Below are 25,167 nucleotides of genomic sequence, written 5' to 3' on the forward strand. Positions count from 1 at the left end.
TTCATTCTAATTAATATCCCACCGCGACACCACGATCTTTTCAACCTCGCGTTTATATCGGCGCCTCGGCGTCGAACACCTGCCCGCGCCCAATCACGCTGGCAGGCGCCAACACCGCCCCCGGGGCCAGCACTGCATTGGCACCGATGCGGCATTGGTCACCGAGCAACGCGCCGAACTTCTCGCACCCGGTGCGCTGCAAAAGGCCTGCGACGCGCACCTGCACTTCCTTGTCGTCGCGCTCGTTGCGGTAGTTGGCGACGATGCTGCCCGCCTCCAGGTTGATACCGTGGCCGAGCACCGAATCGCCGACAAAGTTGAAGTGCGCCAGCTTGCTGCCGCTGAACACGAAGGAAGTTTTCAACTCGGCGCCCGGGCCGATGATGCAGCCCGCATCCAGCCAACACCCTCCGCGCAGCAGTGCGCCGCTGGCGATAAAGCAATCGGCGCCAATAATCAGCGGCGGCTTGAGCAAGGCGCCCGGTTCGACGATGGCACTGCGGTGGATAGCAATTTCGCCTTGCACGCTGTAGTCGTCAGCCGGCAGGTCGGCCAGCAACTGGCGAACCACCGCAGGTGCCTGGGTCACCAGCGCCCAGGGCGACAGGTCGGCCCAGGGGGCCAGTGCGGAGCGGGAAATATCGGCGATGTAATCGGTCAGTCGGATCAATGTCGAGCCCTCTACAGATCAGAGAAGCTCGAAACGCTAACACCCGGTTTACTGGCCGTCGAGCAGCGCAGGCTTGCCCAGTTCGCCGATCTTCTCCAGCCGCGCGCGCACGATATTGCGGCTGATATTGAGCAGCCGCCCGGTCTGCAACTGGTTGCCGTGGCAGTAGCGGTACGCCGCGCGAAAGATCGTCTCTTCGATGTGTTCGTAGAGGTCTGGAATGTTTTGCTCGAACAGCGCGTTGAGTGCGCTCTCCAGGTCGACCGGGCCGCTGATGGCCGGCGGCGCATGGTTGGCTTCGTCCTGGCGAATGCCCGACGAACGCATGTCCACCAAGTGCAGATCGGCCGGTTGCACACGCTGGTTGCGGCACACCAGCAAGGCATGGTGAATGGCGTTTTCCAGCTCGCGGATATTCCCCGGCCAGCTGTGTTCGAGCATTTTGCGCTCGGCCTCCAGGCTCAGGCTGGCGCGGTTGTAGCCCAGGCGCTGGCAGTGCTCTTCAAGGAAGAATTCGGCCAGCGGCAGGATGTCACCGGGGCGTTCGCGCAGCGGTGGCAGGCGGATCGTCGCGACGTGCAAACGGTAGAATAAATCCTCACGAAAATGCCCCGCCACCACCGCGTCCGCGAGGTTGACGTTGGTCGCCGCCACCAGCCGCACGTTGATCGGGATGGGCGTTCGCGACCCCAGGCGCACCACCTCGCGCTCTTGCAGCACGCGCAGCAATTTCACCTGCATGTTCAGTGGCAGGTCGCCGATTTCATCGAGGAACAATGTGCCGCCGTTCGCCGCTTCAAACCAGCCAGCCTTGTGCGTGGTAGCGCCGGTGAACGCGCCCTTTTCATGGCCGAACAGTTCGCTCTCCACCAGGGTTTCGGCGAAGGCACCGCAGTTCACCGCGACAAAGGGCTCGCGTCCGCGTCGACTCAAATTGTGAATGTGCCGCGCGACCAATTCCTTGCCGGTGCCCGTCTCGCCAATGATCAAGGTGTTGGCCTCGCTGGGCGCGAGGCGCTCGATACGCGCCAGCAATTCCTGCGAGCGCGGGTCCTTGAAGACCAGCACGGTGGCACGCACCGACTTGGTCAATTCACGGGCGTTGGGATGGGTGATCAGCGACATGGTGCATTCCTGGCAGTAAAAGCGCGTGCTCAATAGTGCATGAAGTTTTCTAGACCATTTAATTATTAATTAATATTTATATATTCCCTGATCGAATATACCAGCAGCGACACCTGGCACTGCTGCTGGAGCAGCAACCGGCCAGCACTTGCGTGTTCGCCCATCAGCAACCAGCCTTTCGAGCCACCCTTCGACGAAACCCTGCACGCCTTGCAGCACGCGGGCTAGAGCGCTTTTTTCGCTGGCTGGCATGCAATCTGCTCTGTCCCTCCCAACACGATCTCCGTGCAGGAGCCGACGTGCTGGCGATAGCGTCTTTTTCAGGCGCTGCAAGGCTCAAGAGCCGCATCGCCGGCAAGCCGGCTCCTACCGGGGTTGTCAATTCAGGTAGGGAGAACGCCCATGAAAAACCTTTGGCGCAAGACCATCGCGGCGCTGTTCGGGGTACTTGCAATCAGCACCGTCCACGCCGCTCCGACCTCGGTGAAAATCGCCATCGTCGCCTACACCCAAGGCGGTAAACCGGTATTTGGTGGCATCGCCGGGCGCGTGATCGAGGAGGGCTGGCTTGAAGCGCAACTGCGCGAGCGCGGGGTCAAGCTGGAATGGATCGCCCTGCCCCACGCCGGCGCCGGCCCACAGATCAACGAGGGCTTCAGCAACAACAGCCTGGATTTCGCCGTGCGCGGCGACCTGCCTTCCGTCATCGCCGGTGCCGGCGGTGTGCCGGGCAAGCTGATCGTGCCCGGGGGCAGCGGCAACAACATCTATCTGGTGGTGCCCGAAGGCTCCACCGCCAAGACCATCGAAGACCTCAAGGGCAAGCGCCTGGCGCTGCACCGTGGCCGTCCCTGGGAGTTCGCCTTCAGCAACTTCCTGGCCAGCAAGGGCTTGAAACTCGACGATTTCAAGATCGCCAACCTCAACCCGCAGGTCGGCGCCGCAGCGGTCTCGGCCGGCAAGGTCGATGCGGCCGTGCTGCTCAGCGAAGCCTACGCCCTGGAAGACAAAGGCGTGGGCAAGATCATCTGGTCGACCAAGCAAGGCAGCAACGACTGGCGCCTGGTCTCGGACCTGTGGGGCACCGACGCGTTTGTGCAACAGAACCCGGACATCACCCAATTGCTCGCCACCGCGTGGGTCAAGGCGGCGTGGTGGATTTCCCAACCGCAGAACCAGGACGCCTATTACCAGCTGTCTTCGCGCGCCGGCACCGCCGAGAGCGTGCTGCGCCGCGACGACCAGAACGACCCGGTGGCCTGGAAAGACCGCTGGGCACCGAAAAGCGACGCGCAACTCAAGGCCCACTACCAGGCGCTGACCGCCTACGCGCTGGCCAACCACCTGATTCGCGACACCTACGACATCGGCCCGTCACTGGCCACCGGCTTCACCAACCAGGCTCTGATCGACCTGAAACTCACCGACTACTGGCCGGCCCTGCGTGGCCAGGTCAGCACTAATCCTTGATAGGGAAATGACTGATGAAACTGCCGCACTCCTTCGCCTTCGGTCTCAGCGTACTGGCCTTGTCCATGAGCGCCTTCGCCGCCGACGTGCACGCCCCCAAGCCCGACCCGCTGCAAGGCGATGGCCGCGTCTCGGCGTTCTACACCTGGGAAAAAGTCATTCCGGCCACCCCCGGCAAACTGCTGCGCAGCGAACCGCTGGACAAGACCCTGAGCCTGGCAAACGCCGCCAGTGCCCAACGCATTCTGTACACCTCCACCGATGGCATCGATAACAAGACGCCGATCGTGGTCTCCGGCGCGCTGTTCCTGCCCAAGGGCAAGGCACCGGCCGGCGGCTGGCCCGTGGTCAGCTGGGGCCACGGCACCGTAGGCGTGGCGGACGTGTGCGCGCCGTCCTGGCAAGGTCGCTCCTACCGCGATGTGACCTACCTCAACCGCTGGCTGGAAGAAGGGTTTGCCGTGGTCGCCACCGACTATCAAGGCCTCGGCGTGCCCGGCGGCCATCCATTGCTCAACAGCCGCATGGCCGCCTACGGCATTCTCGACGCCGCCAAGGCGGTGGTCGCCGATGTGCCGGGGCTGGCGGATAAAGTCTTGATCGTCGGCCAGTCCCAGGGCGGTGCCGGGGCCTTTGCGGCCGCAGCCTATGCCGCCACTTATGCGCCGAACCTGGGCGTCAAGGGCAGCGTGGGCACCGGCGTGATCTACACCCTCGACTACGCGAAGAACCCCAGTGAAGAAGTGCGCAACAAAGTCGACCCGACCCTGGCCTACGGTTTCTACACCCTGCTGGCGGCCCAGCAATACGACCCGAGCATCAACCCGGCCGACTTCTACACCGACAAGGCCCTGCCGCTGTTCGAACAGGCGCGCACCAGTTGCCTGTTTGCCCTGGAGGGCGACGTCGAAGGCCTCGGCCTGAGCATTGCCAACACCAAGAAAGACTACAAGGGCAAGCAACTCGCGCCGTGGCTCGCGCAAATCGCCTACCCGACCCTGAAGACCTCCAAGCCGATCTTCATCGGCACCGGCGCCGAAGACACCACCCCCGCTGCCGCCACCCAGGTCAAGCTGATGCAGGACGCCTGCAACGCCGGCTCCATCGTCGAAGGCCACCTGTACAAGGGCCTGGGCCACAGCGCCACGGTCAATGCGTCGCTCAAGGACTCGATCCCGTTTGCCCACAAGGTCATCAACGACCAGCCGATTACCCCGGTGTGCGCCCCGAGCGCGCAATAAGCAGGAGGCTTGCATGAGCATCGAATTCTTCACCCGCCTGCCGCTGCACGGCGAAACCCAGTTCCTGCCCGGAGATCCACGCAACCGTGGCGACTGGCATCGCGGCGGCGCCAACAGCACTGGCGCAGTGTCCGGGTTCAGCGTGGGCGACCACTTCACCTATATCGACTACCTGGGGCAGATCGCCAAGGCGGCCGAGATCAACCAGTTCGGCGGTGCGTTGATGGTCAACGCGCCGACCGGTGAAGAACCCTGGACGGTCTGCTCGCTGCTCGCCCGCGAGACCCGCACCTTGCAGTTCGTCACGGCGTTCCAGCCCTACCACTACACCCCGTGGGTGGCCGTGCAGCAGGCGGCCACCTACCAGCGCGCCACCGGCAACCGGCTGGTCTGGAACATCATCAACGGCGGCTCGGACGCGATCCAGCGCCAGGTCGGCGACTACAGCGACCACGATGAACGCTACGCGCGCGCCACCGAGTTCATGGACGTGGTCAAGGGCTATTGGCACAACGAGACCTTCCACTACGACGGCAAATTCTACAAAGCCGATGGCGGTGGCCTGCGCGGGCCGCTGAAGAAGGCCCAGTTGCCGCTGATCTGCACCGCCGGCTCGTCGATTGCGGCCCGCGAGTTCGCCGCCAAGCACGCCGACTTCTACCTGATGCGCGCCGAGCACCCGGATGAAATCGCCGCGCTGATCGCCGACCTGCGCCAGCGCGCCCTCAAGTGGGGACGCACCGACATTCGCTTCGGCCTGTCGATCGACGTGATCACGCGCGAGACCGAAGACCTGGCCCGCACCGAGGCCAAGCGTTTCTTCGACGAAGGCATCGCCCGTGGCGCGGTCAAGGCCGTGGCCGCGCATGCCGGGCTGCGCACCGCGCGCAAACTGAGCTATGAGCATGGCTTTGCCGAGAAGAACGAAGCGCAGGGCTTCGACGACTTCTTCATTCACCCCAATGTGTGGACCGGCTTCGGCTATATCGGCATTCCGCCGGGCTGCGCGCTGGTGGGCAGCTACGAGAACGTGGTGGCGCGGATTCGCGAGTACAACAGCATCGGCATCGACCTGTTCTTCCTCGCCGGCTACCCGCACCTGGAAGAAGCCTATCGCCTCGGCGAGCATATCCTCCCGCACTTTCGCAGCGAGCGGGTCGAACTGAGCCGCACACAGGAGCCGGTGCGCGAACTGCACTCGGCCAATGGCGGGGCCTGACGCCATGACCTTACTGCTCAGCCGCCGGGACTTTCTCGGCTACAGCGCAACCGTCGGCGGCGGCCTGCTGCTGGCGGGCTGCGGCCCCAGCGATACACCCGGCGCGGTCGCCGGTAACGACCAGCCACGCTACGGCGGACGCCTGCGCCTGGGGATTCTCGACGGCAACCAGAGTGGCAACCTCGACGCGCACAAGCCGATTGGCAGCGGCATCGTCCGCGGCTTCGCGCTGTACAGCAAGCTATGGGAATGGGACGAGCAGATGCAGCCGCGCCTGGCGCTGGCCGAATTCGCCGAGCCGAATGCCGACGCCAGCGCCTGGACCCTGCGCCTGCGTCCGGGCCTGGAGTTCCACAACGGCAAGACTATCGATGCCGATGACCTGATCTTCTCGATCCGGCGCCTGACCGATCCGCAACTGGCCTCGCCGTACGCGGCGCTGTTGCACTGGGTGGACCGTGACAACCTGGTCAAGCTCGACAACCGTACCGTGCGCCTGGGCTTTCGTGACGGACGCAGCTACATGCCGCTGGCGGAAACCTGGGTCAACTTTGGCGGCATCGTGCCCGTGGACTATCACCCGGTCACCAACCCGGTGGGCGCCGGCCCCTACAAACTGAAAAGCTTTACCCCCGGCCAGCGCTCGCTGTTCACCCGTTTCGACAACTACTACAAGGACGGCAAGCCCTACGCCGACGAGCTGGAAATCATCGACTTCAAGGACCAGGTCTCACGCCTCGCAGCCCTGCGCGCCGGGCAGATAGACATGGCCAACGTGATGCCCACCGAGCAACTGCCGATCCTGCAAAAGGACCCGCGCCTGCAGGTGATCAAGTCGGTGACCGGCAACTGGCTGTCCTTCGACATGAACCTGGACAAACCGCCGTTCAACGACCCGCGCGTGCGCGAGGCGTTTCGCCTGATGGCCGACCGTGAGGAACTGGTGCGCCGTGCGCTCAACGGCCAGGGCCGCGTGGCCAACGATTTGTATGCGCCCAGCGACCCGACCTTCAACCACGACCTCGGCCCGCGCGCCCACGACCCGCAACGCGCGGCGCAATTGCTCAAGGACGCCGGCCAGGAAAACCTCGAGGTGGAGCTGATCACCACCCCGGGCCCCGGCTTGAGTTCGGCGCTGGTGCTGGCCGAACAAGCCAAGCGCATCGGCGTGACGCTCAAGGTCAAGCAGGTGGACCTGGCGACGTTCCAGGGCCCGCTGAAAAACGACTGGACCCTGAGCACCGGCGGCAGCATCGGCGCACCGTTCCTGGCCAGTGCGATTCACACGGATGCGCCGTTCGCGGTGTCGAACAAGACCCACTTCAACGACCCGCAGTTCAGCGAACTGTTCCTCGCCGCCATGGCCCAACCCGACCTGGAAAAACGCAAGGCCCTGGTGCATCAGGTGCAGCAAATCCAGTACGAGCGCGGCGGCATGTTGATCTGGGGCTACGCCGACCTGCTCGACAGCGTGTCCACCCGCGTCGGTGGTGCGCAATCGGAAGAGTCACTGTTCAGCACCTGGCGCTTCGAGAAGCTCTGGCTCAAAGACACCGCCTGACCGACTGACACCGCCTATCCCTGCAGGCGCCGGCTTGCCGGCGATGACGTCCGTCAGGCCGAGGCCAGGCCCTCATCACCGGCAAGCCGGGCGCCTGCAAGGGCACACCGCATTGATCCAATTTTCGACAGGAGGCATTTCTGCCATGCACGCTATCGCCTTGCGTTTACCCCTGCTGCTGGCTGCAAGCCTGCCGCTGCAGGTCTTTGCCGCTGATACTCAACTGCAGACCGTCACGGTGCAGGCCAGTAGCAGCGAGTCGGATGACGACGCCCTGCCCACTCGCCCCCCGACCTCGGTGTACGGCGGCATCGAAGCCAGCGTGCTCGACACCCCGCGCTCGGTGGTGCAGGTAAATGCCGAGCAATTGGCCAACGGCTCGATCCACAGTGCCGACGACCTGGTCAAATACGCGCCCGGGATTACCCGCGGCGGCGGCCAGAACGCCGGGATCGCCCCGCAGTTCCGGGCCCAGGGCTCGGAAATCTTCCAGGATGGCCAGCGCGCCTATGGCGTGCGTCACCCGGCAAACTTCAACGCCTATGAAAGCGCGGATATCGTCGCCGGCCCGTCCTCGGTCACCTACGGGTCGGTGTCCGGCAGCGGCGGCTATGTCAACTACCTGAGCAAGAAGCCCAACTTCACCGAGTTCAAGACCAAGCTCAGCGGCGAACTGGGTTCGTGGGTTCCGGACGGCACCTCGCGCAGCTCCAACAAGTTCAGCATCGACAACACCGGCCCGCTGAATGACAACCTGGCGTACCGCGTGAGCATCACCAAGCAGCGCCAGCAGGATTTCTACGACAACGTCGACAACAACTTCGACGCATTCTACGGCGCGCTGGCCTGGCGCAACGACAACGTGCGCGTGGACTGGAACGCCAGCTACGACAACTACTACGACTACAACATCACCCACGGCTGGAACCGTGCGACCCAGGACCTGGTGGATCACGGCAAGTACTACGCCGGCCGGGCCACGCCGATTTTCCAGAACGGCAACACCCTGTGGTCACCCGTGCTGGCTTCCGGCGCCGCCGACGCACCGACCGTTGGCTGGGTGCAGCGCCAGCGCAATGCCCAGGGCCAATACAGCGTGGTCGACGGCAGCTTCCAGACCGCCTCGCCCAACACCCAGGCCAGCCCCGGCAGCCTGCGCGGCTGGGTGTATGACCCGACGCTGGCCGGCAATGGCGAGCAGTCGCTGTCGTCCCAGGTCGGGCAACGTAAGGAAGACGAAAGCAGCTCGCGGCGCTTTACCACGCAATTGCGTATCGAGGCTGACCTGTCGCCGACCATCACTGTGGCCAACAGCACGTTCTACCAGCGTTCCAGGGACATCACCGATGCCGTCGGCGCGTTCCAGGTGCAATCCAAAGACAACATTTTCGACAACCGTTTCGAATTCCGCTCGCGCAACGAAGCCCAACTCGGTGGCTGGACCCTGCGCGACGAGAGCAATACCGGCCTGATCTACCGCCGCGAATTCAACCAGTCGATTGCCGCCAACAACAGCTTCGGCTCGACCATCAACGCTTATGACTTGACGCAAAATCCCTCGGGCAAGAACCCCGGCGACCTGCTCGGCCTCGACGCCAGCAACCCGGCCGGCGGCAATGGCGCGTGGATCGGCCAGCCCGGCGTGCCGCAGTACTCCAACTATTACGGCTGGCTCAACCTGGCGGCGATGTACCCGGCCGGGCACGGTCTGTATGCGGAATCCGTGGCGCCCTACACCGCTGAAAGCACCTGGTCCACCCAGACCCTGTTCAGCCAGCACAACCTCAAGTTCGGCGATTATTTGGGCCTGAACATCGGCGCCAGCCGCAGCTGGATCGACGCCCAGATCGACAACCCGTTCGTGCTCGCAGGCGGTAACAAGCGCAAGGACAGCGACAACTATCGGCTCTTCGCCTTCCAGGTCAGCCCCTATGTGAAACCGACCGAGAACACCACGCTGTACTACACCTTCGATCGCTCGCTGGCGGTCAACACCGGGTTCTTTTCCAACGGCCTGGGCTGGGGCAGCGGCACCGGTGCCAACCAGCTCAACCCACTGGCGTTCCAGAGCCTGAGCGTGCTGCATGAAGTCGGGGTGAAGGTCGAGGCGCTGCCCAACCAGCTGTTCATGACCCTGGCCGCGTTCAAGCAGGCCCGTGACCAGTCCCCCGACAGCAATAACAACATCGCGCGCCTGCAGATCAAGGGCGTGGAAGCCACCGTGCGCTATCAACCCGATGACCACCTGCGCAGCGGCCTGAACCTGTCCAAGCTGAGTGCCTACAACGAGTTCACCTCCCAGGCCGGCTTCGCCTCCGCCGGGTTCATTGCCGACAACGGCACGGTGTTTGGCGATAACAACAGCCTCAACCAGCGGCCATCCGGGCGCTACGACGCGGTGCAGATTCCCGAGTACACCGCCAGTGGCTACGTGGACTATCGCTTCGATTCGGGCTTCGGTGCCGAACTCTCCGGCTGGTGGACCAGCAGCTGGTACCTGAACCTGAGCAAGACGGTAAAGATCCCCGACGAATACAACCTCGACCTCGCCCTGTACTACCGCCAGCCGCAGTGGAGCACCACGTTGCGCGTATTGAACCTGACCAACGAGCTGAACTTCGTCAGCGGCCTGGCCGGTTCCACCAACACCTTTTTACAACCCATGCCTGGCCGCACCTTGCTGGCCCAGGTCGACTATCAATTCTGATCCACCACCGGAGCCTTCCATGTCCATTGAATTTGTCGGCATGATTTTCCCGCGCCAATGGTCCGAAACCCGTGGCGTTCGCAGCCCGGATTTCGACCTCGACTTCATCCGCCACCATGCCCGCGCCCACGAGCACGCGGGCTTTGACCGCGTGCTGATCGCCAGCGGTCCCGGCAGCGCCGACAGCCTGCAGATCGCCGCCTATGCGGCGGCCCACACCGAGCGCCTGGGTTTCATGATCGCCCACCGCCCAGGCCTCACCGCGCCGACGGTCGCCGCACGCGCCTTTGCCACGCTGGACCACACCACCGGCGGCGGACGCATCCGCCTGCACGCGATTACCGGCATCACCGCCGAGCCGCAGGAAGGCGACTTCCTGCTGGACAAGACCGAGCGCTACAAACGCACCGATGAATACCTGGAGATCGTGCGGCGCACCTGGACCGCCGAGGAGCCGTTCGATTTCGAGGGCCAATACTTCAACATCAAGGGCGCGTTTTCACCGGTCAAGCCGCTGCAGCAGCCACACATCCCGATTTCGTTCGGCGGGTCTTCGGACATCGCTTATCAGATCGCGGTCAAGCATGCGGATTTGTATGCGCTGTGGGGCGAGCCGTTGAGTGGCGTGGCAGAGCAGATTGCCAAGCTCAAGGCGGCGGCATCGGCGGCCGGGGTTGCCGCGCCGCGGGTGAGTCTGTCGGTGCGCTTGATCCTCGGGGCCACGGAGGAACTGGCCTGGCAACGCGCCGAGCAGATCCTGCAGCAGATCAAGGCCAACCCGCAATTTGCGGCCGGCAGCCCGTGGCAGAAACGCATCAAGGGCACCGGCTCGGAACGCCTGCTGGCCGCCGCCGCCCTGGGCGACCGCCACGACCGTGCGCTGTGGATGCCCACCGCCACGGCCGTCGGCGCCTACGGCGACACCACCGCACTGGTCGGCACCCCGGAAACCGTGGCCCAGGCGTTGCTGGATTACGTCGACTTGGGCGTGACGACCTTCCTCAACCGAGGCTACGACCCGCTGTATGACACCGTGGATTACGGACGGTGGATCATTCCGGCGGTGCGGGAGGAAGCGCAGCGCAGGAAAGGATTGAACTAGGACCCTTGGGGGAGCTGTATGTGGTTGGAATTTCAGCCACGACACCGCCCAACTGTGGGAGCTGGCTTGCCTGCGAAAGCGGTGTGTCAGGCACCTGATGCATCAACTGACATACCGCCTTCGCGGCCTCGCTAAAGCTCGACGGCTCCCACAGGGGGGTGTGCTGTGTGGCTGGGATTGGAGCCACCACAGGATCCGCTGTGTGGCTGGGATTTGAGCAAGCACCGGGTTTCGCTATGGGGTTGGAATTTCAGCCACGACACCGCCCAACTGTGGGAGCTGGCTTGCCTGCGAAAGCGGTGTGTCAGGCACCTGATGCTGCATCAACTGACACACCGCCTTCGCGGCCTCGCTGGGGCTCGACGGCTCCCACAGGGAGGTGTGCTGTGTGTGGGGGGGGATTCAGCACTGATCCAACGCCCCAGGCGTGGATCGAGGTTGGGTCACCCCAGCGTCGGCGAATGCTCCAGTAATGTGCGGGTATATGCCGCCTGCGGCTGGTCCAGGACGCTGTCGACTGCGCCCTGCTCCACCACTCTGCCGACTTTCAAGACCAGCACCCGGTCGGCAATTGCTCGGACTACGCCCAGGTCGTGGGTCACGAACAGCAACGTCAAGCCTTCGCGCTGCAACTGGCGCAGCAGGTCGAGGATCGAGGCTTGCACCGACACGTCCAGCGCCGAGGTGATTTCGTCGCAGATCAGCAGCCGCGGTTCGCACAACAGGGCTCGGGCGATGGCCACGCGCTGGCGTTCGCCGCCCGACAAGCTGTGAGGGTACAGGTCGGCCACCGACGCCGACAGCGACACGCGCTGGAGCACCGCCTCGACCCGCTGGCGCGCCGCCGCGCCTTTGATCGCGAAGAAGTGCTCCAGCGGCGCGCTCAAGGTCTGGTACACGGTTTGCCGTGGGTTCAGCGCGCGGTACGGGTTCTGGAAAATGTATTGGATCTGGTGGCGCAAGCCCGCATCCCGCTGGCGCGCCTGCAGCGGCAAAGGCCGGCCGGCGTAGCTCAGCTGCCCTTCGGCATTCTCGCCAAGCCCGGCGACGGCCCGTGCCAGGCTGGTCTTGCCGGAACCGGACTCCCCCACCAGCGCCAGGCATTCACCCGGCTGCACCTGCAACGTGATGTCGAACAACACCTGCCGGTCATAGGCGACGTTCAAGCCGCTGATCGACAACAACGGCGCCTGCGTCTGCGCCGTGAGCGCCGCAATCGGGGTCAACCCACGTACCTGCAACGGCTGGTCATGCGCATTCAGGCACGCCACCGCGTGCCCGGCGGGCAGCGCCTGGAGCCGCGGCTCGGCCACCGCGCAGGCCGAAGTAAACCGGTCACAACGTGGCCCGAAGCTGCAACCCTGCGGCCGTTGCCCCGGCGCCGGGGCCTGCCCGGCAATGGCTTGCAGTTCGCGCCGACCGGCCACATCCGGGATCGCCGCCAGCAAGCCACGGGTATACGGGTGCGATGGCCGGCGAAACAGCACCTCGCGCGTGGCCGTCTCGACGATACGCCCGGCGTACATCACCATCACCCGGTCCACCAGGTCCTTGATCACCGCCAAGTCATGGGACACATACACCGCCGCCACACCCTGGCTTTTGCACAAGCGGCGCAAGGTCGCGAGGATATGCGCCTGGGTGCTGACATCCAGCGCGGTGGTCGGCTCATCCAGCACGATCAGGCGTGGGCGCAGCACAAAGGCCAGCGCCAGCATCACGCGCTGCTGCTGGCCACCGGATAATTGATGAGGAAAGCGTCGCAGAAACTCGGGATCGTCCGGCAGGCCGACATCGCGCAGGGTCTCGCTGATGCGTTGCTGCTGGGCAGCGCGGTCCAGTTGCAGCGGATGCACCGCCAACGTCTCGCGCAACAGGTTGCCAATGCGCAGGGCCGGGTTCAGCGCCGTGGCCGGGTCCTGGGCGACGTAACCGATCAGGCTGCCACGCGCCCGGCGCAAGGCCTCGCCCTCCAGGCTCAACAACGCCTGGCCGTCGACCTGCACCTGGCCCGCGACGATGCGCGCACCGCGTCGGGCGTGGGCGAGCAAAGCGGTGGCCAGGGTGGTCTTGCCCGACCCCGATTCCCCCACCAGCCCGAGGATTTCGCCCGCGTTCAGGCTGAACGAAATGCCCGACACCACATCCACCTGCGCCGACAATTCCACCCGCAGGTCGTGCACCTGCAACACCGCCGTGTCGATTTCAGTGATCGCGTTCATGCCTGTTTCTCTCCCATCCGTGCGCTGCGCCGGCCGATGCCTTCGGCGAGGATATTGGTACCGTAGGCAAACACCCCGATCAGTACCGCCGGGGCCAACACCGCCCAGGGCTGTACCAGCAGGCCTGCCTGGTTTTCATTGATCATCAGGCCCCAGTCCGCCGTGGGCGGCGCGACCCCGTAGCCGAGAAAACTCAAGCCCGAGAGCATGCCCACGCCCCAGGTCAGCATGTTGCCGAAGTGCACCAGCAGCGGCGTGAGGATGTTCGGCAGGATCTCCTTGAACAGAATGCGCCGCCGCGAATACCCCATCATCTGCGCCGCCTCGACAAACTCCTGCCCCGCCACCGCCACCGCACTGGCCCGCGCCAGGCGGATGACGCCGGGGATGAACGCGATGGACACGGTCAAGACAATCAGCCACGGCGCGCGACCCAGCATCGACACGATCAGCAGCACCAGGATCAGGTCGGGAAACGCCAGGGACACATCCGCCGACCACGTGATCAGTTGGTCCAAACGTCGCCGCGAGAGCCCGGCCAACAACCCCAGCGTACTGCCCACCGCCAGCGCGATACTCGCCGCCGCCACCGACATCCACAGCACCGACAGACCGCCGCCGAGCAGGCGCGACAGCACGTCGTGCCCGAGGAAGTCATAGCCCAGCCATGCGCTGCCCATCGGCGCGCCGTACACCGGGCCGACCATGTCGGTGGTGCCATGGGGCGCCAGCCACGGGCCCAGCACGGCAATCGCGATCACCAGCGCGGTGATCAGTGCACCTTTGCGAATTTGCGGCTCGTTCATGCCTCACCTCGGGAGCGGCGCCACCACGGGGTGATGCCCCGGCGGTTGCGTTGAATCATCCTCACGCGCCGCGCCGTGCGCAGCTTGGGCGTGAGCAATACGGTCAGCAGATCGGCCAGCAGATTGATCAGCACCACTGCCAGGGTGATCACCAGCACAATCGCCTGGATCATCGGCAGGTCGCGCATCTGGATGGCCGCGTTGAGTGCGGTGCCGATGCCGGGGTAACTGAAGATCACCTCGGCCAGCACTGCGCCACCGATCAGTGTGCGCAAGGTCAGCGCCACACCCTGGATCGCCGGCACCAGCGCGTTGGGTAACGTGTGGCACCACACGATGCGTCGGTAGGGAATACCGCGCAGCCGCGCCGCGATCACGTAGTCGGACTCCAGCGCCTCGATCATCGCTGCACGCACCATGCGCGTGAGATAAGGCAACGCGGTCAGGCTCAGGGCCACGACGGGCAGGATCAGGAACTTGAGCTGGCGCAGCAGCGACTGGTCCGGGTCGAGAATCGACACCGCCGGCAGAAAGTCCATGTGCGGCATGGAAAACAGCAGCACCAGGCCAATCGCCAAGAGGAACCCCGGCGTGGCCTTGAGAAAGATCAGCAACGACAGGCTCCAGCGATCCAGGCGGCTGTCGCGGCGCAACGCCAGCGCCACGCCCAACGCGAGCGCCGCCGGCACCACCAGTGCGATCACCCCGGCCAGCAGCGCCAGGGTGTAGCCGAAACGGCCCCACAGGAGGTGGCTGACCGGCGCGTTGGAATCCAGCGACACGCCAAGATCACCACTCAAGGCCGCGCCCAGCCAGCGCAGGTATTGCCACAGGATCGGCTGGTCGAGGCCCAGTTGGTGCTGCAGGGTGAGGATACTTTCCAGCGGCGCATCCGGGCCGAGGATCACCCGCGCCGGGTCCGATGGCAGCGCCTGGGTGGCGATAAACACCACCAGGCTGATCACCCAGGCGGTCAGCAAACCGTAGCCCAGGCGCCCGACGAACCACGACAGCCAGGCCGGCGTACGCGGGGTTTTGCAGTGCGACTCAGACATGGTTCAACCACAACTCGTCAAAACGCCAGGAGGCGAAGGTGGTCTGCTCGGGGTTCAGGCCGCCGACCTTCACGGACGCCGCGTCGAGCACATCACTGAAGCCCCAGATCAGCAGGCCGCCACGTTCGTGCTGGATCTGCTGGGCTTCATGCACCAGGCCGGTACGCAATGCCAGATCGGGCTGGGCCAGGGCCTGGCGATACAAGCTGTCGAACTGTGGGTCATGGAAATTGCTGCGGTTGTAGATCGCCAGCGGCGCGTCGTTGTGCAGGGCCGAGGCCAGAAAACCGCGCGCCGGGGTCGAGCCCGGCGATACCTGCCATTGCTCGCGCTGCGGGCCATTGAACACCGCGCCGTCAACCTGGGTGACACGCACCTCCACACCGGCCTTTTTCGCTTGCTGGGCGAATACCAGCGCAGCATTCACTCCAGGGCCTGGCGTGGTGGTCAGCTCGACGCGCAGGTCAGTCTGCCCGGCCTGGCGCAACAGCGAGCGCGCCTGCTCCAGGTCATACGGGCGCTGGGCAATTGCATGGTTGTAGGTGGGGTCATGGGGCGAATACAGGTCGTTGGCGATGCGCCCGAAGCCATTGAGACCACGGTCCACCAACTCCTGGCGGTCGGCGAGCAGACGAAACGCCTGGCGCACGCGCACATCGTCGAACGGCGGCTTGGCCAGGTTCAGGTTGAAACCGGTGAATGAAGTCGTCGGTGAGACGCACAGCGACAGGCGCGAATCGGCCTTGAGCAACGCGCTGTGCTCGGCCTGCACGCCGCTGGCCACGTCGATCTGCCCGGCGCGCAATGCGGCCACGCGCGAGACCTGGTCCTTGAACTCGATGATTTCCAGCTCGTCGGCATACGGCTGGCCGGGTTTGTAGTAGTTCTCGAACCGCGTGTACAGCGAGCGCTGGCCGGGCACGAAGCGCTTGAGCTTGTAAGGGCCGGCGCCCACCGGGTTGGTGATCGGGTCATAGTCGGTCGGCACGATGCCGCCAAAGCTGATCAGGGTTTCATCCAGTGGGAAGAAGCTCTGGCCCTGCTTGAAACGAATTTCGATGGTGCGCTCATCCAGCTTGCGCAGCGCGTTGCGATCGATCGCCCCGACCAACCCGGCAAACGGTGAAGCCAGTTTGGGGTCGGTCAGGCGCAACAGCGAAAACAGCATGTCGTCGGCACCGATGGTCTTGCCATGGTGAAACTCCAGGCCGGGCTTGATGCGGATGGTCCAGGCGCTGGCATCGGCATTCGGCTCCGCGAACTCAGCCAGGGCCAGGCGCGTGCTGACATCGGTGTTCCATTCCCAGAACTTGCTGTACAGCGCCCAGCCACGGATGATCCCGCCGCCCACCGGTTTATGCGCATCCAGGTTGCCCGACTGGTCGCCGTCGATAATGCCGATGCGCAGGCGCCCGCCACTCACCGGCTTACCCGTCAGGACCGCCGCGCCCTGGCTCGCCGCACCGCTGTCACAGCCCCCCAGCAGCAGGCCGCCGCCGACCACCAGGGTGTTGCCGAGAAACACCCGGCGGGAAAATCCGTCACTCATCACTCAAGCCTCTTCGCGCTGTACAGCCTTGTGGGTGACGCCCAGGCGCGGCACTTCAAAGCCGTGGTCCAGGTCCAGCAACGGGAACAGCAAATCGGCGACCCGATGGGCTTCGTCGATCAACGGGAAGCCCGAGAGGATGAATGCCGAGGTGCCTTGCGCCTCGTACTCGCGGATGCGCTCGGCGACCTGCTCGGCACTGCCCACCAGATACGTGCCGGCAGCCGGGCCGAGGATGTTGAAGCCGAACAGGCTGGGGCCGAGCCACACGTTGGGGTAGATTTCCAGCTCACGCGCAGTGGGCAGGCGCCCGGCACGCACCGTCTCGACATTGCGCTGGGTTTGCGGGTCGTCGCTGTGAAAATCCTCCAGGCTCACCCCCGGCGGCAACTGGCGCTCAAGCGCATTGCGCGCGGTCTGCAGCGAAGTGCGCTGCAGCAGTTTTTCCGCGTGGGCCCAGGCTTCTTCCTCGGTCTCGCGCACGATGATTTGCAGGCGCGTGCCAAAGGTCAGTTCGCGGCCGATCTTCGCCGCCTCGGCGGCGACCTTGCGGAACTTGTCGCCGAGTTTCGGCGGGGTGTTGGCGAAGCTCAGGTACACATCGAGCAGTTGCACCGAATGTTCGACCCCCGGCCCCGACGTGCCGGCGCCCCACAACGGGATACCCGGCTTCTGGTACGGCGGGTGCCAACCGCCCAGTGGATGGCTGGCGGCGCCCGGCGCACGCGGGGCGAGCTTGACGTAGTCACCGTCATAGCCACGCGTATCGCCGGCGTAGAAGCCCTGGAACGCACGCCAGTATTCAAGGCTGAAGGCGTAACGCTCGTCATGCGCGTAATGCACGCCCAACGTGGCCAGGCCGGCGTCATTGCCGTTGACCACGTTGAACAGCAGGCGGCCATTGGAGAACTGGTCGAAGGTCAAGGCCCATTTGGCCAACACCGCCGGCGACAGCTCGCCCGGGTGTTGCGCCACCAGGAAACGCAGGCGCTCGGTGGCGTCGATCAACGACGCGGCCACCGCCAGGCTTTCATTCGGGCTGGAGCCCAGCAGCGAGCCGTAATAGCCGAGGCGATCACTGGCGACCGCCAATTGCTTGAGGTGTTGGAAGTCGGTTTTCCAGCGCCCTTCAGGCTCCCACGGATAAGGCCCATCGGGCGTGGTGAGGTACCAGAGAATCTTTACAGCCATGACAGACATCCTTGAATGGAACCGTCCCCTGCAGGAGCCGGCTTTCGGCGCCTGCAGGGGGCGTGGTGGTTTCAATCACCGTGATGAGGGTGTGTTCAGTTTTTGCGGTCGATGGCCGGGACCAGGCCCAGTGCGGTGGCGTGTTCGAACAGGCCGCTCATTTTCCACTGCTGGGTCAACACGCCCGGCCCGTAGGGACGCGAGCCACCCAGGGCGTCGGCGAGCAATTGCAGCTGGGCGCCCTCCTCCAGCAACAGGATGAATTCGCCGGTAGCCCGCAGCCCTTGCTTGCCCCACACGGTGGAGCCGCCGTTGGCCTCGAGGATGGCCAGGTTGAACGGGTTTTCGGCGATCTTGTCGAGGATGAAGTCGACTTCCTGCTGGCGACGGTCGATGTACACCGGTAGCTCCCGCGCCAGCTGGTAGCGCTGCACCGGCACGTAGTGGAATGGCAAGGTGCGGTGGGTCTGTGCCCAGGCACCGAGGTACGGCGAATGCACGTGGGACACGGTGGTCACATCCGGGTGCTGCTGGAACAGCTTGGTGTAGCGGCCCAGGCCACCTTTGCCTTTGCCGAGAATCACGTTGCCTGCAAAGTCGGTGACCGTGGCTTGCAGCGGCTTGCGGTAATTCCACGGGCCGCCGTAGTTCACCGACACCAGCAGTTCCTGGCCGGGTACGCGCTCGATGAAACCGACGGTGCCGTTGGCGGTGATGGTGTTGGTTTCACGGAATACGGTGAAAGCCTCTTCGGCCTCCAGCAGCACCTTGTCGACAAAGGCCTGCAGTGCTTGATCGAGGGGTTGAGCGTGAGCAATGGCAGTCATGGGGCATTCTCCAGGTTCAGGCGCGGCGCTTGGCCAACAGTTCATGGGCAGCTTGCAGGGGGCGCGGATCGACCCAGTCGGCGATCGAGAAATCGCGCTCCAGGAAGCCGTGCAGGTACAGGAAATCTTTCTGGACACCGAGGAAATCCAGGCGCTGGGCCGACAAATCCGGGGCCAGGGTGGTATGGAAATCACCGCGATAAGCCTCGGCCACACCGGCACTGCCGGCGCGGGTTTCTTCTTCGAGAATCGCGTTCAGGCCATCGCGGTTGTTCGCCGCCCAATCCGCCGCACTGAGGGTCTGCGCCAGGAAGCGCACCACCAGGTCAAAGTGGTTGTCGAGCAGGCTCTGGTGCACGGTGATTGGCCGTGGCGTGCCGTTATTGATGCGATAGCGCGGCTCGGCGATCAGGTCCAGGTCGATCCCCACCACCAGCCCCAGGCGCCGTGCGGCGTCGGCCGCCGAAGCGCCCTTGACGTACACCGCATCCACCTCGCCACGCACCAGGTAATCCAGGCCCGACCACAGGCGTTGCAAGCCTTGCTGCGGGTCCGGCGCCTGCTCCTGGTCCTGCAAGGCCACTTCCACCAGTTCGACATCGTCAAAGCCGAGGCCAGCCAGGCTCAATGCGCCCTTGTAGCCGTGCAGGCTCATGGCGCGCGCAATGCTGCCAGGGCGGCTGTCGCCCCAGGCCGGCAGGGCCAGGCGCTTGCCTTTGAGATGCTCGGGGCGGCTGATGCCGGAGTCCGGGCGAACCAGGATGGTCTGCCATTCCTCGATCCAGGTCAGGCCGATCAGGCGGCTCGGTGCGCCGGCTGCGCGAGCCGCCAGGGCCGGCACGTTACCGCCTTCGCGAAACAGCCCAGGCAGGTCGTGATCGTAATGGTGACGGCCCAGTTGGCGAGCCTCCTGCAACGTCGACACCGGCAAACCATCCGGCGCGAACTCTTCGGTCAACCACCCCAGCTTGTAGGCGATGCCGGAGGCGGTCGGCACCGGGCAGCGGGTAAACCAGATCTGCTCAAGCTCAGGCGTGGGCAGGACAGCGGAAAGGGTCATGGGCAGCTCCATTGAGTTGGGCAAGTCAGTGGAGGAGGTATTGCAGAGGCCGTGCCAATCGACGCGGGCCAGGGTTTACAGGGCTGTCGCGGCGAACCCGGCCACGCGACTGCTGACCTGCCAACAGCACTGCTGCTGCGCCAGCAGTCACTTGCGAGCACTGCTGCCCCAGCAGCAGCCCCATCCCCGCAGCCCCCACACGGTGGGGCTTTTCACATTGGCTTGGAACTTGCTCAAGCCCCTGCCAACACCGCAACCCCTGGGGAAGCGAACCCAAACAGAAGGATGAATGCATGACTACGTTTGAACAGGCGCCTGTACGCCAACTGCACAGCGAAGCCGAGGCCATCGCCGCGGCCAAGGACATCGCGGTGGAGATCGCCGCCATCGCCGCCGACCCCGAGCAGAACGGCCAACTGCCGTGGCGCCAGGCACAGCTGTTATCCGAAAGCGGCATCACTGCCATCGGCGTGCCGAAGGCCTTTGGCGGGCTGGGGGCTTGCGTGCAGACCATCGTCGAGACCGTGCGGATTATCTCGGTGGCCGATGGCGGCGTCGGCCAACTCCTGCAGATCCACAACGTGATGCTGCGCGGGATTTTCAACGGCTACCCGGATGCGGTGCGGGATCGGCTGGTCAGCGATGTGTTGGCTGGCAAACGCTTCGGCAACGCCCTGGCCGAGGTCGGCGGCAAGAACAAATTCGCCCTGAAGACCCGCGTCGAACGCCGTGAGGACGGCGCCCTGGTACTCAATGGCAGCAAGTTCTACTCGACCGGCTCCTACCTCGCCGAATGGATCTCGCTCACCGCCGCCTCGGACGATGGCGGCGCCGGTGTCCTGCTCAACCGCAACGCAGCGGGCCTCACGCTGGTGGATGACTGGGCCGCCTTTGGCCAGAAAAACTCGGTCAGCGGCACGGTGAATTTCGACAATATCGTGCTGGACGAAGATTACGTCTCGCGCCGCAAAGGCCCGATGAAACGCACCGGGCTGACCTTCCCGCAGATCCTCCACGCGGCCATCGACACCGGCATCGCCGCCGGCGCCTTGTCTGCCGCCGTCGACTACCTCAAGCACCACGCGCGGCCATGGGTGGAAAGTGGCGTCGACCACGCCAATGAAGAGCCGCACATCATCAAGCAGATCGGTGAATACGCCGTCGCGCTGCGGGCTGCCGAATCGCTGCTGCGCGACGCCGCACGCGTGTTCGATGCCCATGAGCAAGACCCGGACAACAAGGAACTGCAGGACGAATTGATCCTGTCGGTCGCCACCGCCCGCGCGCATTCCGACAGTGCCTCGCTGAAGATCTCCAGCGATATCTTCTCGCTGCTGGGCGCCAGCGCCTCGCTGAGCAAGTGGAACCTGGACCGCTTCTGGCGCAACGCCCGCGTGCACACCACCCACGACCCGATCCGCTGGCGCCTGCACCACGTGGGCAACTACTACCTCAACGACGTGGACCCAGGCGAATACACCGCGATCCTGAATGCCAAGGAAACCCAGGGCGCCACCCGTAAATAAAACCCTGCCGGCGATGGCGTCTTTAAGGGCGCCATCGCCGGCAAGCCGGGCTCCTGCAAGGTCCGGTATCCCCCGTTTATGTCTATGAGCTTTTCATGATTGAACAACACCCTCTTTTACGCAGCCTGGCGATCTACCGGGAAATGCCCTGGCGATTCAGCCTGGTCGCAGCGCTGTACGTGGCGATCAACCTGGGGCTGGTCTGGCAGCAATGGCTGATCGGGCATGCCGTCAATGATGTCAGTGCCGGCCGCGCGGCGGTGCGCCTTGCGGATGGCAGCCTGGAGGCCGGCCTTGGCTGGTACTGGCTGGGGCTGATGCTCGCCGTGGCCCTCGGCCGTGGCGTGCTGCAGTACATCGCCAGTGTGCTCTCGCTGGTGATCAGCCAGGAACTGCTGACGCGCCTGCGCGAACGCATCCTCGCCCAAGTGCAAAGCCTGCACCTGGGCTACCACTGGCAGCACGGCATGGGCGAGATGATCACGCGCACGACCCGCGACGCCGACAAGGTCCGCGACGCGCTGATCACTTTCTGGCGCCAACTGGTGGAAACGCCGCTGGTGGTACTCGCCACGGTCGGCCTGCTCAGCTGGTACAACCCGCTGCTGGGGCTGGTGCCGTTATTGCTGACGGTCACCGGGCTGTGGATTTTCGTGCGCCAGACCGAGCGCCTGGTGGGCCTGGATCGGGCGGTCGGCAGCGCCTACGACCGCGTCAATCAGGACCTGAGCGAAGGCATTGGCGGTGTGCGCGTGATCAAGTCATTTGCGCTGGAGCAGCGACGAATCCAGGGCTTCGCCGACCAGGTGGCGGTGTTCGCCGGCCTCGCGCGCCAGGCGTTGGCGTATTCCAGCTCGCGCATTCCACTGCCCCAGGCCGTGGTTGCGTTGGGGCATGTGTGGATCCTGGTGTACGGCGCGCACCTGGTCGCCGCCGGGCAACTGAGCATTGGCGAACTGGTGACCTCACTGTTGATCGCCACCACCCTGGTGTTTCGCATCGAAGGGATCGGCCGGGTGATGCAGACCTTCGCCGATGCCCGCGCCAGTGCCGAGCGCATCTGGCAATTGCTCGACGCACCCGCCGCTATCCGCAGTGGTACTGCCACCCTGCCCGCCACGCCGCTGGGGCTCAAGTTGGAGCACGTCAGCGTGACGGCACCGGGCGGCGGTCGGGACATTTTGCAGGCGTGTTCGCTGAGCATCCAGCCGGGTGAAATCGTCGCATTGGTCGGCGCCACCGGTACCGGCAAAAGCCTGCTCGCCAGCTTGTTGCCGCGCCTGAGCGACGTGACTGCCGGGCGCGTATTGCTCGGCTCGGACGCCAGCGGCTGGCAGGACATTCGCGAGCTGCAACTCGGCCCGCTGCGCCAGCGCGTGCATGTGGTGCCGCAGGAAAGTTTCCTGTTCGCCGGCACCCTCGCCGCCAACCTGCGCCTGACCGCGCCCAGCGCCACCGACGCCCAGCTGCGCGATGCGCTGCACAGAGCCGCCGCCGACGACATCGTGCAGCGTCTGCCCCAAGGCCTGGATACCCCCCTGGGCGACCGGGGCGTGACCTTGTCCGGTGGCCAGCGCCAACGCCTGTGCCTGGCCCGCGCGCTGTTGGGCACCCCCGACATTCTGTGCCTGGACGACGCCACCAGCGCGCTCGACGCCATCAGCGAGCGCCAGGTGTTGCAGAACCTGCGGCAACTGCGTGGCACCACGGTGCTGGTGATCTCCAGCAAGCTCTCGACCATTTTGTTGGCCGACCGCGTGTTGATGCTGGCCGACGGCAGAATCACTGCCATGGGCCGCCACACCGACCTGCAATCAACCAACGCGCACTACCGCGACCTGCTGGGGATCGACCATGGCTAACCCGCTGCCAGGCAAAGCCTTGAGCGATATCGAAATCGAAGAAATGCTCGCGAAGAAGGCCCTCGATCGCAGCATGTTCAAGCGGCTGCTGCCACTGCTGCGGCCAATCCGACGCCAGATCGCCGCGGTGATCGGCATTGAAATTGTGCTGGTGATCACGGTGTTCCTGCGCCCCTGGTTTGTGCGCGAACTGCTCGACCGCGGGCTGATCCAGCAGGCTGACCATTGGCTGCTGGATGAGCGCCTGGTGCTGTGGCTCGGCCTTGGCCTGGCAGCCAGTTGGCTGGCGCGCTTCCTGTTGGCCGGGGTCTCGCAGTTCGTCGCCGGCGGCGCGGCGATCCGGGTGCTGAACGCGTTGCGCGTGCAGGTGTTCGCACACGTGCAGGGCCTGAGCGTGAGTTACTTCGACCAGACGCGCGCCGGGCGCATCATTTCGCGGGTCGACCGCGATGTCGACGCGCTGGAGCCGCTGGTGATCCAGGGCCCGCCGGAACTGCTCGGCGCCCTGCTGCGCTGCGGCCTGGCGTCGGTGATGCTGTGGCGTATCGACCCCCGGTTTTTCCTCAGCCTGGTGGCGACGGTGCCGCTGCTGGTGCTGGCTACGTGGAGTTTCAAGCGCATCTCGCAGCGCAACTGGGCCAAGGTCGCGGAGAACCGCAGCCGCTTCACCGCGCACCTGGTGGAAAGCGTCAGCGGCGCGCGCCTGTTGCAGCAGTGCGCGCAAGAAGCCCCCAACCTGCGGCGCTATCGCGGGCTGCTGGATGACTTCAACCAGGCGCTGATTCGCGGCAGCCTGCGCTCGTCGTGGTTTGCGCCGTTTACCGCGTTGCTCAGCTCGGCAGGCATCGCGCTGTTGCTGCTGGTGGGCGGCTACGGGCTGGCGGCGGGCGAAGTGAGTGTGGGCCAGGTTGCCGAAAGCCTGTTCTACGTGTTTTTGTTCCTCGGGCCGCTGCAGGAGCTGTCCGACCTGTTTGAGCGCTACGCCACCGGCTCGGCCTCGGCGCAGCGGATTTTCCTGCTGCTCGACACCACGCCGCAGATCATCGACCGTGCCACGCCGCATACGCTGGAACGGGCTCGCGGCGAAGTGCACTTCGACCAGGTCGGTTTCAGTTACGGCCAGGCGCCCGTGATCAATGACCTGGACCTGCACATTCCGGCCGGTGAAGTGTTGGCGATCGTCGGTCCGTCCGGGCACGGCAAAAGCACCCTGGTGCAGTTGCTGACGCGTTTCTACGACGTGCAATCGGGCGCGGTGCGTCTCGACGGTATTGACGTGCGCGACCTGGCGCAACACACCCTGCGCCGTCACGTCGGCGTGGTGCTGCAGGACAACGTGCTGTTCAGCGGCAGCATCCTCGACAACCTGCGCCTGGCCGCGCCCCAGGCTGACGACGCTACGCTGATCGCCGCCGCCCGCGAGCTCGGTGCCGATGAAGTGCTGGAGCGCCTGCCCCACCAGTACCACACCGAAGTCGGGCCGCTGGGCGCGCACCTCAGTCATGGCCAGCGGCAGTTGGTGTGCCTGGTGCGTGCGTACCTGGCAGACCCGGCGGTGCTGGTGCTGGATGAGGCGACTTCGGCGGTGGATATTCATACGGAGCGGCGGATTCAGCGGGCGTTGCGGCGCCTGTGCGAGGGGCGGACGGCGATCATCATTGCGCATCGATTGGCGACGATTCGCGATGCGGACCGGATCGCGGTGATCCGGCATGGGCAGGTGGTGGAGCTGGGGCCGCATGCGGGGCTTATTGCCCAGGAGGGGGCGTATGCTGGGTTGTATCGGAGTTATTTGCTTGGTGCTCGGGTGGGGGGGGCGGAGGTGGTGCTTTTGTAGAGGTGAGGCATATCCGTTATTTGGGGGATGGCCGCCTATGGTTCCGCTCTTACAGCGGGCCACTTTTGAACAGCGCAAAAGTAACCAAAACGCTCTTGCCCCAACACTCGGCACCTCGCCTAGGCTCGGTGTGCCCT

Annotated in this window: 18 protein-coding genes; 9 read left to right on the top strand and 9 right to left on the bottom strand. The window is 64.9% G+C overall.

The window, feature by feature from the left end:
* Nucleotides 1–52: 52 nt before the first annotated feature.
* Nucleotides 53–670: an LbetaH domain-containing protein gene (locus AC07SI_RS05715; protein WP_495005343.1), complete on the bottom strand. Its 618-nt coding sequence runs from the start codon at nt 668–670 to the stop codon at nt 53–55.
* Between the two features lie 48 nt (nt 671–718).
* Complete coding sequence (locus tag AC07SI_RS05720; protein WP_065901248.1) at nt 719–1,795, bottom strand: sigma-54 interaction domain-containing protein; 1,077 nt, start codon at nt 1,793–1,795, stop codon at nt 719–721.
* Nucleotides 1,796–2,197: 402 nt separating this feature from the next.
* Between AC07SI_RS05720 and AC07SI_RS05725 the strand changes: the two genes are divergently transcribed.
* The 6 genes from AC07SI_RS05725 (at nt 2,198) to AC07SI_RS05750 (ending at nt 11,095) form a co-directional block, all read left to right on the top strand.
* Nucleotides 2,198–3,265 (top strand): ABC transporter substrate-binding protein, encoded by a 1,068-nt coding sequence (locus AC07SI_RS05725; RefSeq protein WP_495005344.1) that lies wholly within the window; start codon nt 2,198–2,200, stop codon nt 3,263–3,265.
* Between the two features lie 14 nt (nt 3,266–3,279).
* Entirely contained in the window at nt 3,280–4,506 is a 1,227-nt protein-coding gene (locus AC07SI_RS05730; protein WP_065901243.1) for an alpha/beta hydrolase, read from the top strand.
* Nucleotides 4,507–4,519: 13 nt separating this feature from the next.
* Nucleotides 4,520–5,725: an LLM class flavin-dependent oxidoreductase gene (locus AC07SI_RS05735; protein ID WP_065901242.1), complete on the top strand. Its 1,206-nt coding sequence runs from the start codon at nt 4,520–4,522 to the stop codon at nt 5,723–5,725.
* A 4-nt stretch (nt 5,726–5,729) separates the two neighbouring features.
* Nucleotides 5,730–7,286, top strand: a complete 1,557-nt coding sequence (locus AC07SI_RS05740; protein ID WP_065901257.1) for an ABC transporter substrate-binding protein — start codon at nt 5,730–5,732, stop codon at nt 7,284–7,286.
* A 145-nt stretch (nt 7,287–7,431) separates the two neighbouring features.
* Entirely contained in the window at nt 7,432–9,993 is a 2,562-nt protein-coding gene (locus tag AC07SI_RS05745) for a TonB-dependent receptor (protein WP_495005345.1), read from the top strand.
* A gap of 19 nt (nt 9,994–10,012) precedes the next feature.
* A complete protein-coding gene (locus AC07SI_RS05750; RefSeq protein WP_065901239.1) occupies nt 10,013–11,095 on the top strand; it encodes an LLM class flavin-dependent oxidoreductase in 1,083 nt (360 codons plus the stop codon).
* Nucleotides 11,096–11,538: 443 nt separating this feature from the next.
* On the opposite strand, the gene AC07SI_RS05755 is transcribed toward AC07SI_RS05750, so the two are convergent.
* From AC07SI_RS05755 to AC07SI_RS05785, 7 genes are all read right to left on the bottom strand, one after another.
* Nucleotides 11,539–13,317, bottom strand: a complete 1,779-nt coding sequence (locus AC07SI_RS05755; RefSeq protein ID WP_495005346.1) for a dipeptide ABC transporter ATP-binding protein — start codon at nt 13,315–13,317, stop codon at nt 11,539–11,541.
* Nucleotides 13,314–14,123: an ABC transporter permease gene (locus AC07SI_RS05760; protein ID WP_495005347.1), complete on the bottom strand. Its 810-nt coding sequence runs from the start codon at nt 14,121–14,123 to the stop codon at nt 13,314–13,316. Before AC07SI_RS05760 ends, AC07SI_RS05755 begins: the two co-directional genes overlap by 4 nt.
* The gene (locus tag AC07SI_RS05765) at nt 14,120–15,178 is read right to left on the bottom strand and encodes an ABC transporter permease (protein ID WP_201144243.1); all 1,059 of its coding nucleotides are present in this window, start codon (nt 15,176–15,178) and stop codon (nt 14,120–14,122) included. Before AC07SI_RS05765 ends, AC07SI_RS05760 begins: the two co-directional genes overlap by 4 nt.
* Nucleotides 15,171–16,727, bottom strand: a complete 1,557-nt coding sequence (locus AC07SI_RS05770) for an ABC transporter substrate-binding protein (protein WP_495005348.1) — start codon at nt 16,725–16,727, stop codon at nt 15,171–15,173. The genes AC07SI_RS05765 and AC07SI_RS05770 overlap by 8 nt, the downstream gene beginning before the upstream one ends.
* A gap of 3 nt (nt 16,728–16,730) precedes the next feature.
* A complete protein-coding gene (locus tag AC07SI_RS05775; protein ID WP_065901229.1) occupies nt 16,731–17,918 on the bottom strand; it encodes an LLM class flavin-dependent oxidoreductase in 1,188 nt (395 codons plus the stop codon).
* 95 nt (nt 17,919–18,013) lie between these two features.
* On the bottom strand, nt 18,014–18,745 hold the full coding sequence (locus AC07SI_RS05780; RefSeq protein ID WP_495005349.1) for a class II aldolase/adducin family protein: 732 nt from the start codon (nt 18,743–18,745) through the stop codon (nt 18,014–18,016).
* Nucleotides 18,746–18,761: 16 nt separating this feature from the next.
* Nucleotides 18,762–19,805, bottom strand: coding sequence for an ABC transporter substrate-binding protein (locus tag AC07SI_RS05785; RefSeq protein WP_106804067.1), 1,044 nt, complete (start codon nt 19,803–19,805; stop codon nt 18,762–18,764).
* Between the two features lie 293 nt (nt 19,806–20,098).
* On the opposite strand from AC07SI_RS05785, the gene AC07SI_RS05790 reads away from it, so the two are divergent.
* The 3 genes from AC07SI_RS05790 (at nt 20,099) to AC07SI_RS05800 (ending at nt 25,030) form a co-directional block, all read left to right on the top strand.
* Nucleotides 20,099–21,331 carry an acyl-CoA dehydrogenase family protein gene (locus AC07SI_RS05790; protein WP_495005350.1) on the top strand — a complete coding sequence of 411 codons (1,233 nt, stop codon included), beginning with the start codon at nt 20,099–20,101 and terminating at the stop codon, nt 21,329–21,331.
* 95 nt (nt 21,332–21,426) lie between these two features.
* Complete coding sequence (locus tag AC07SI_RS05795) at nt 21,427–23,193, top strand: ABC transporter ATP-binding protein (RefSeq protein ID WP_495005351.1); 1,767 nt, start codon at nt 21,427–21,429, stop codon at nt 23,191–23,193.
* Entirely contained in the window at nt 23,186–25,030 is a 1,845-nt protein-coding gene (locus AC07SI_RS05800) for an ABC transporter ATP-binding protein (protein ID WP_495005352.1), read from the top strand. The genes AC07SI_RS05795 and AC07SI_RS05800 overlap by 8 nt, the downstream gene beginning before the upstream one ends.
* The last annotated feature ends 137 nt before the right edge of the window (nt 25,031–25,167 follow it).

This window comes from Pseudomonas sp. GW821-FHT05D12 (assembly GCF_059419825.1).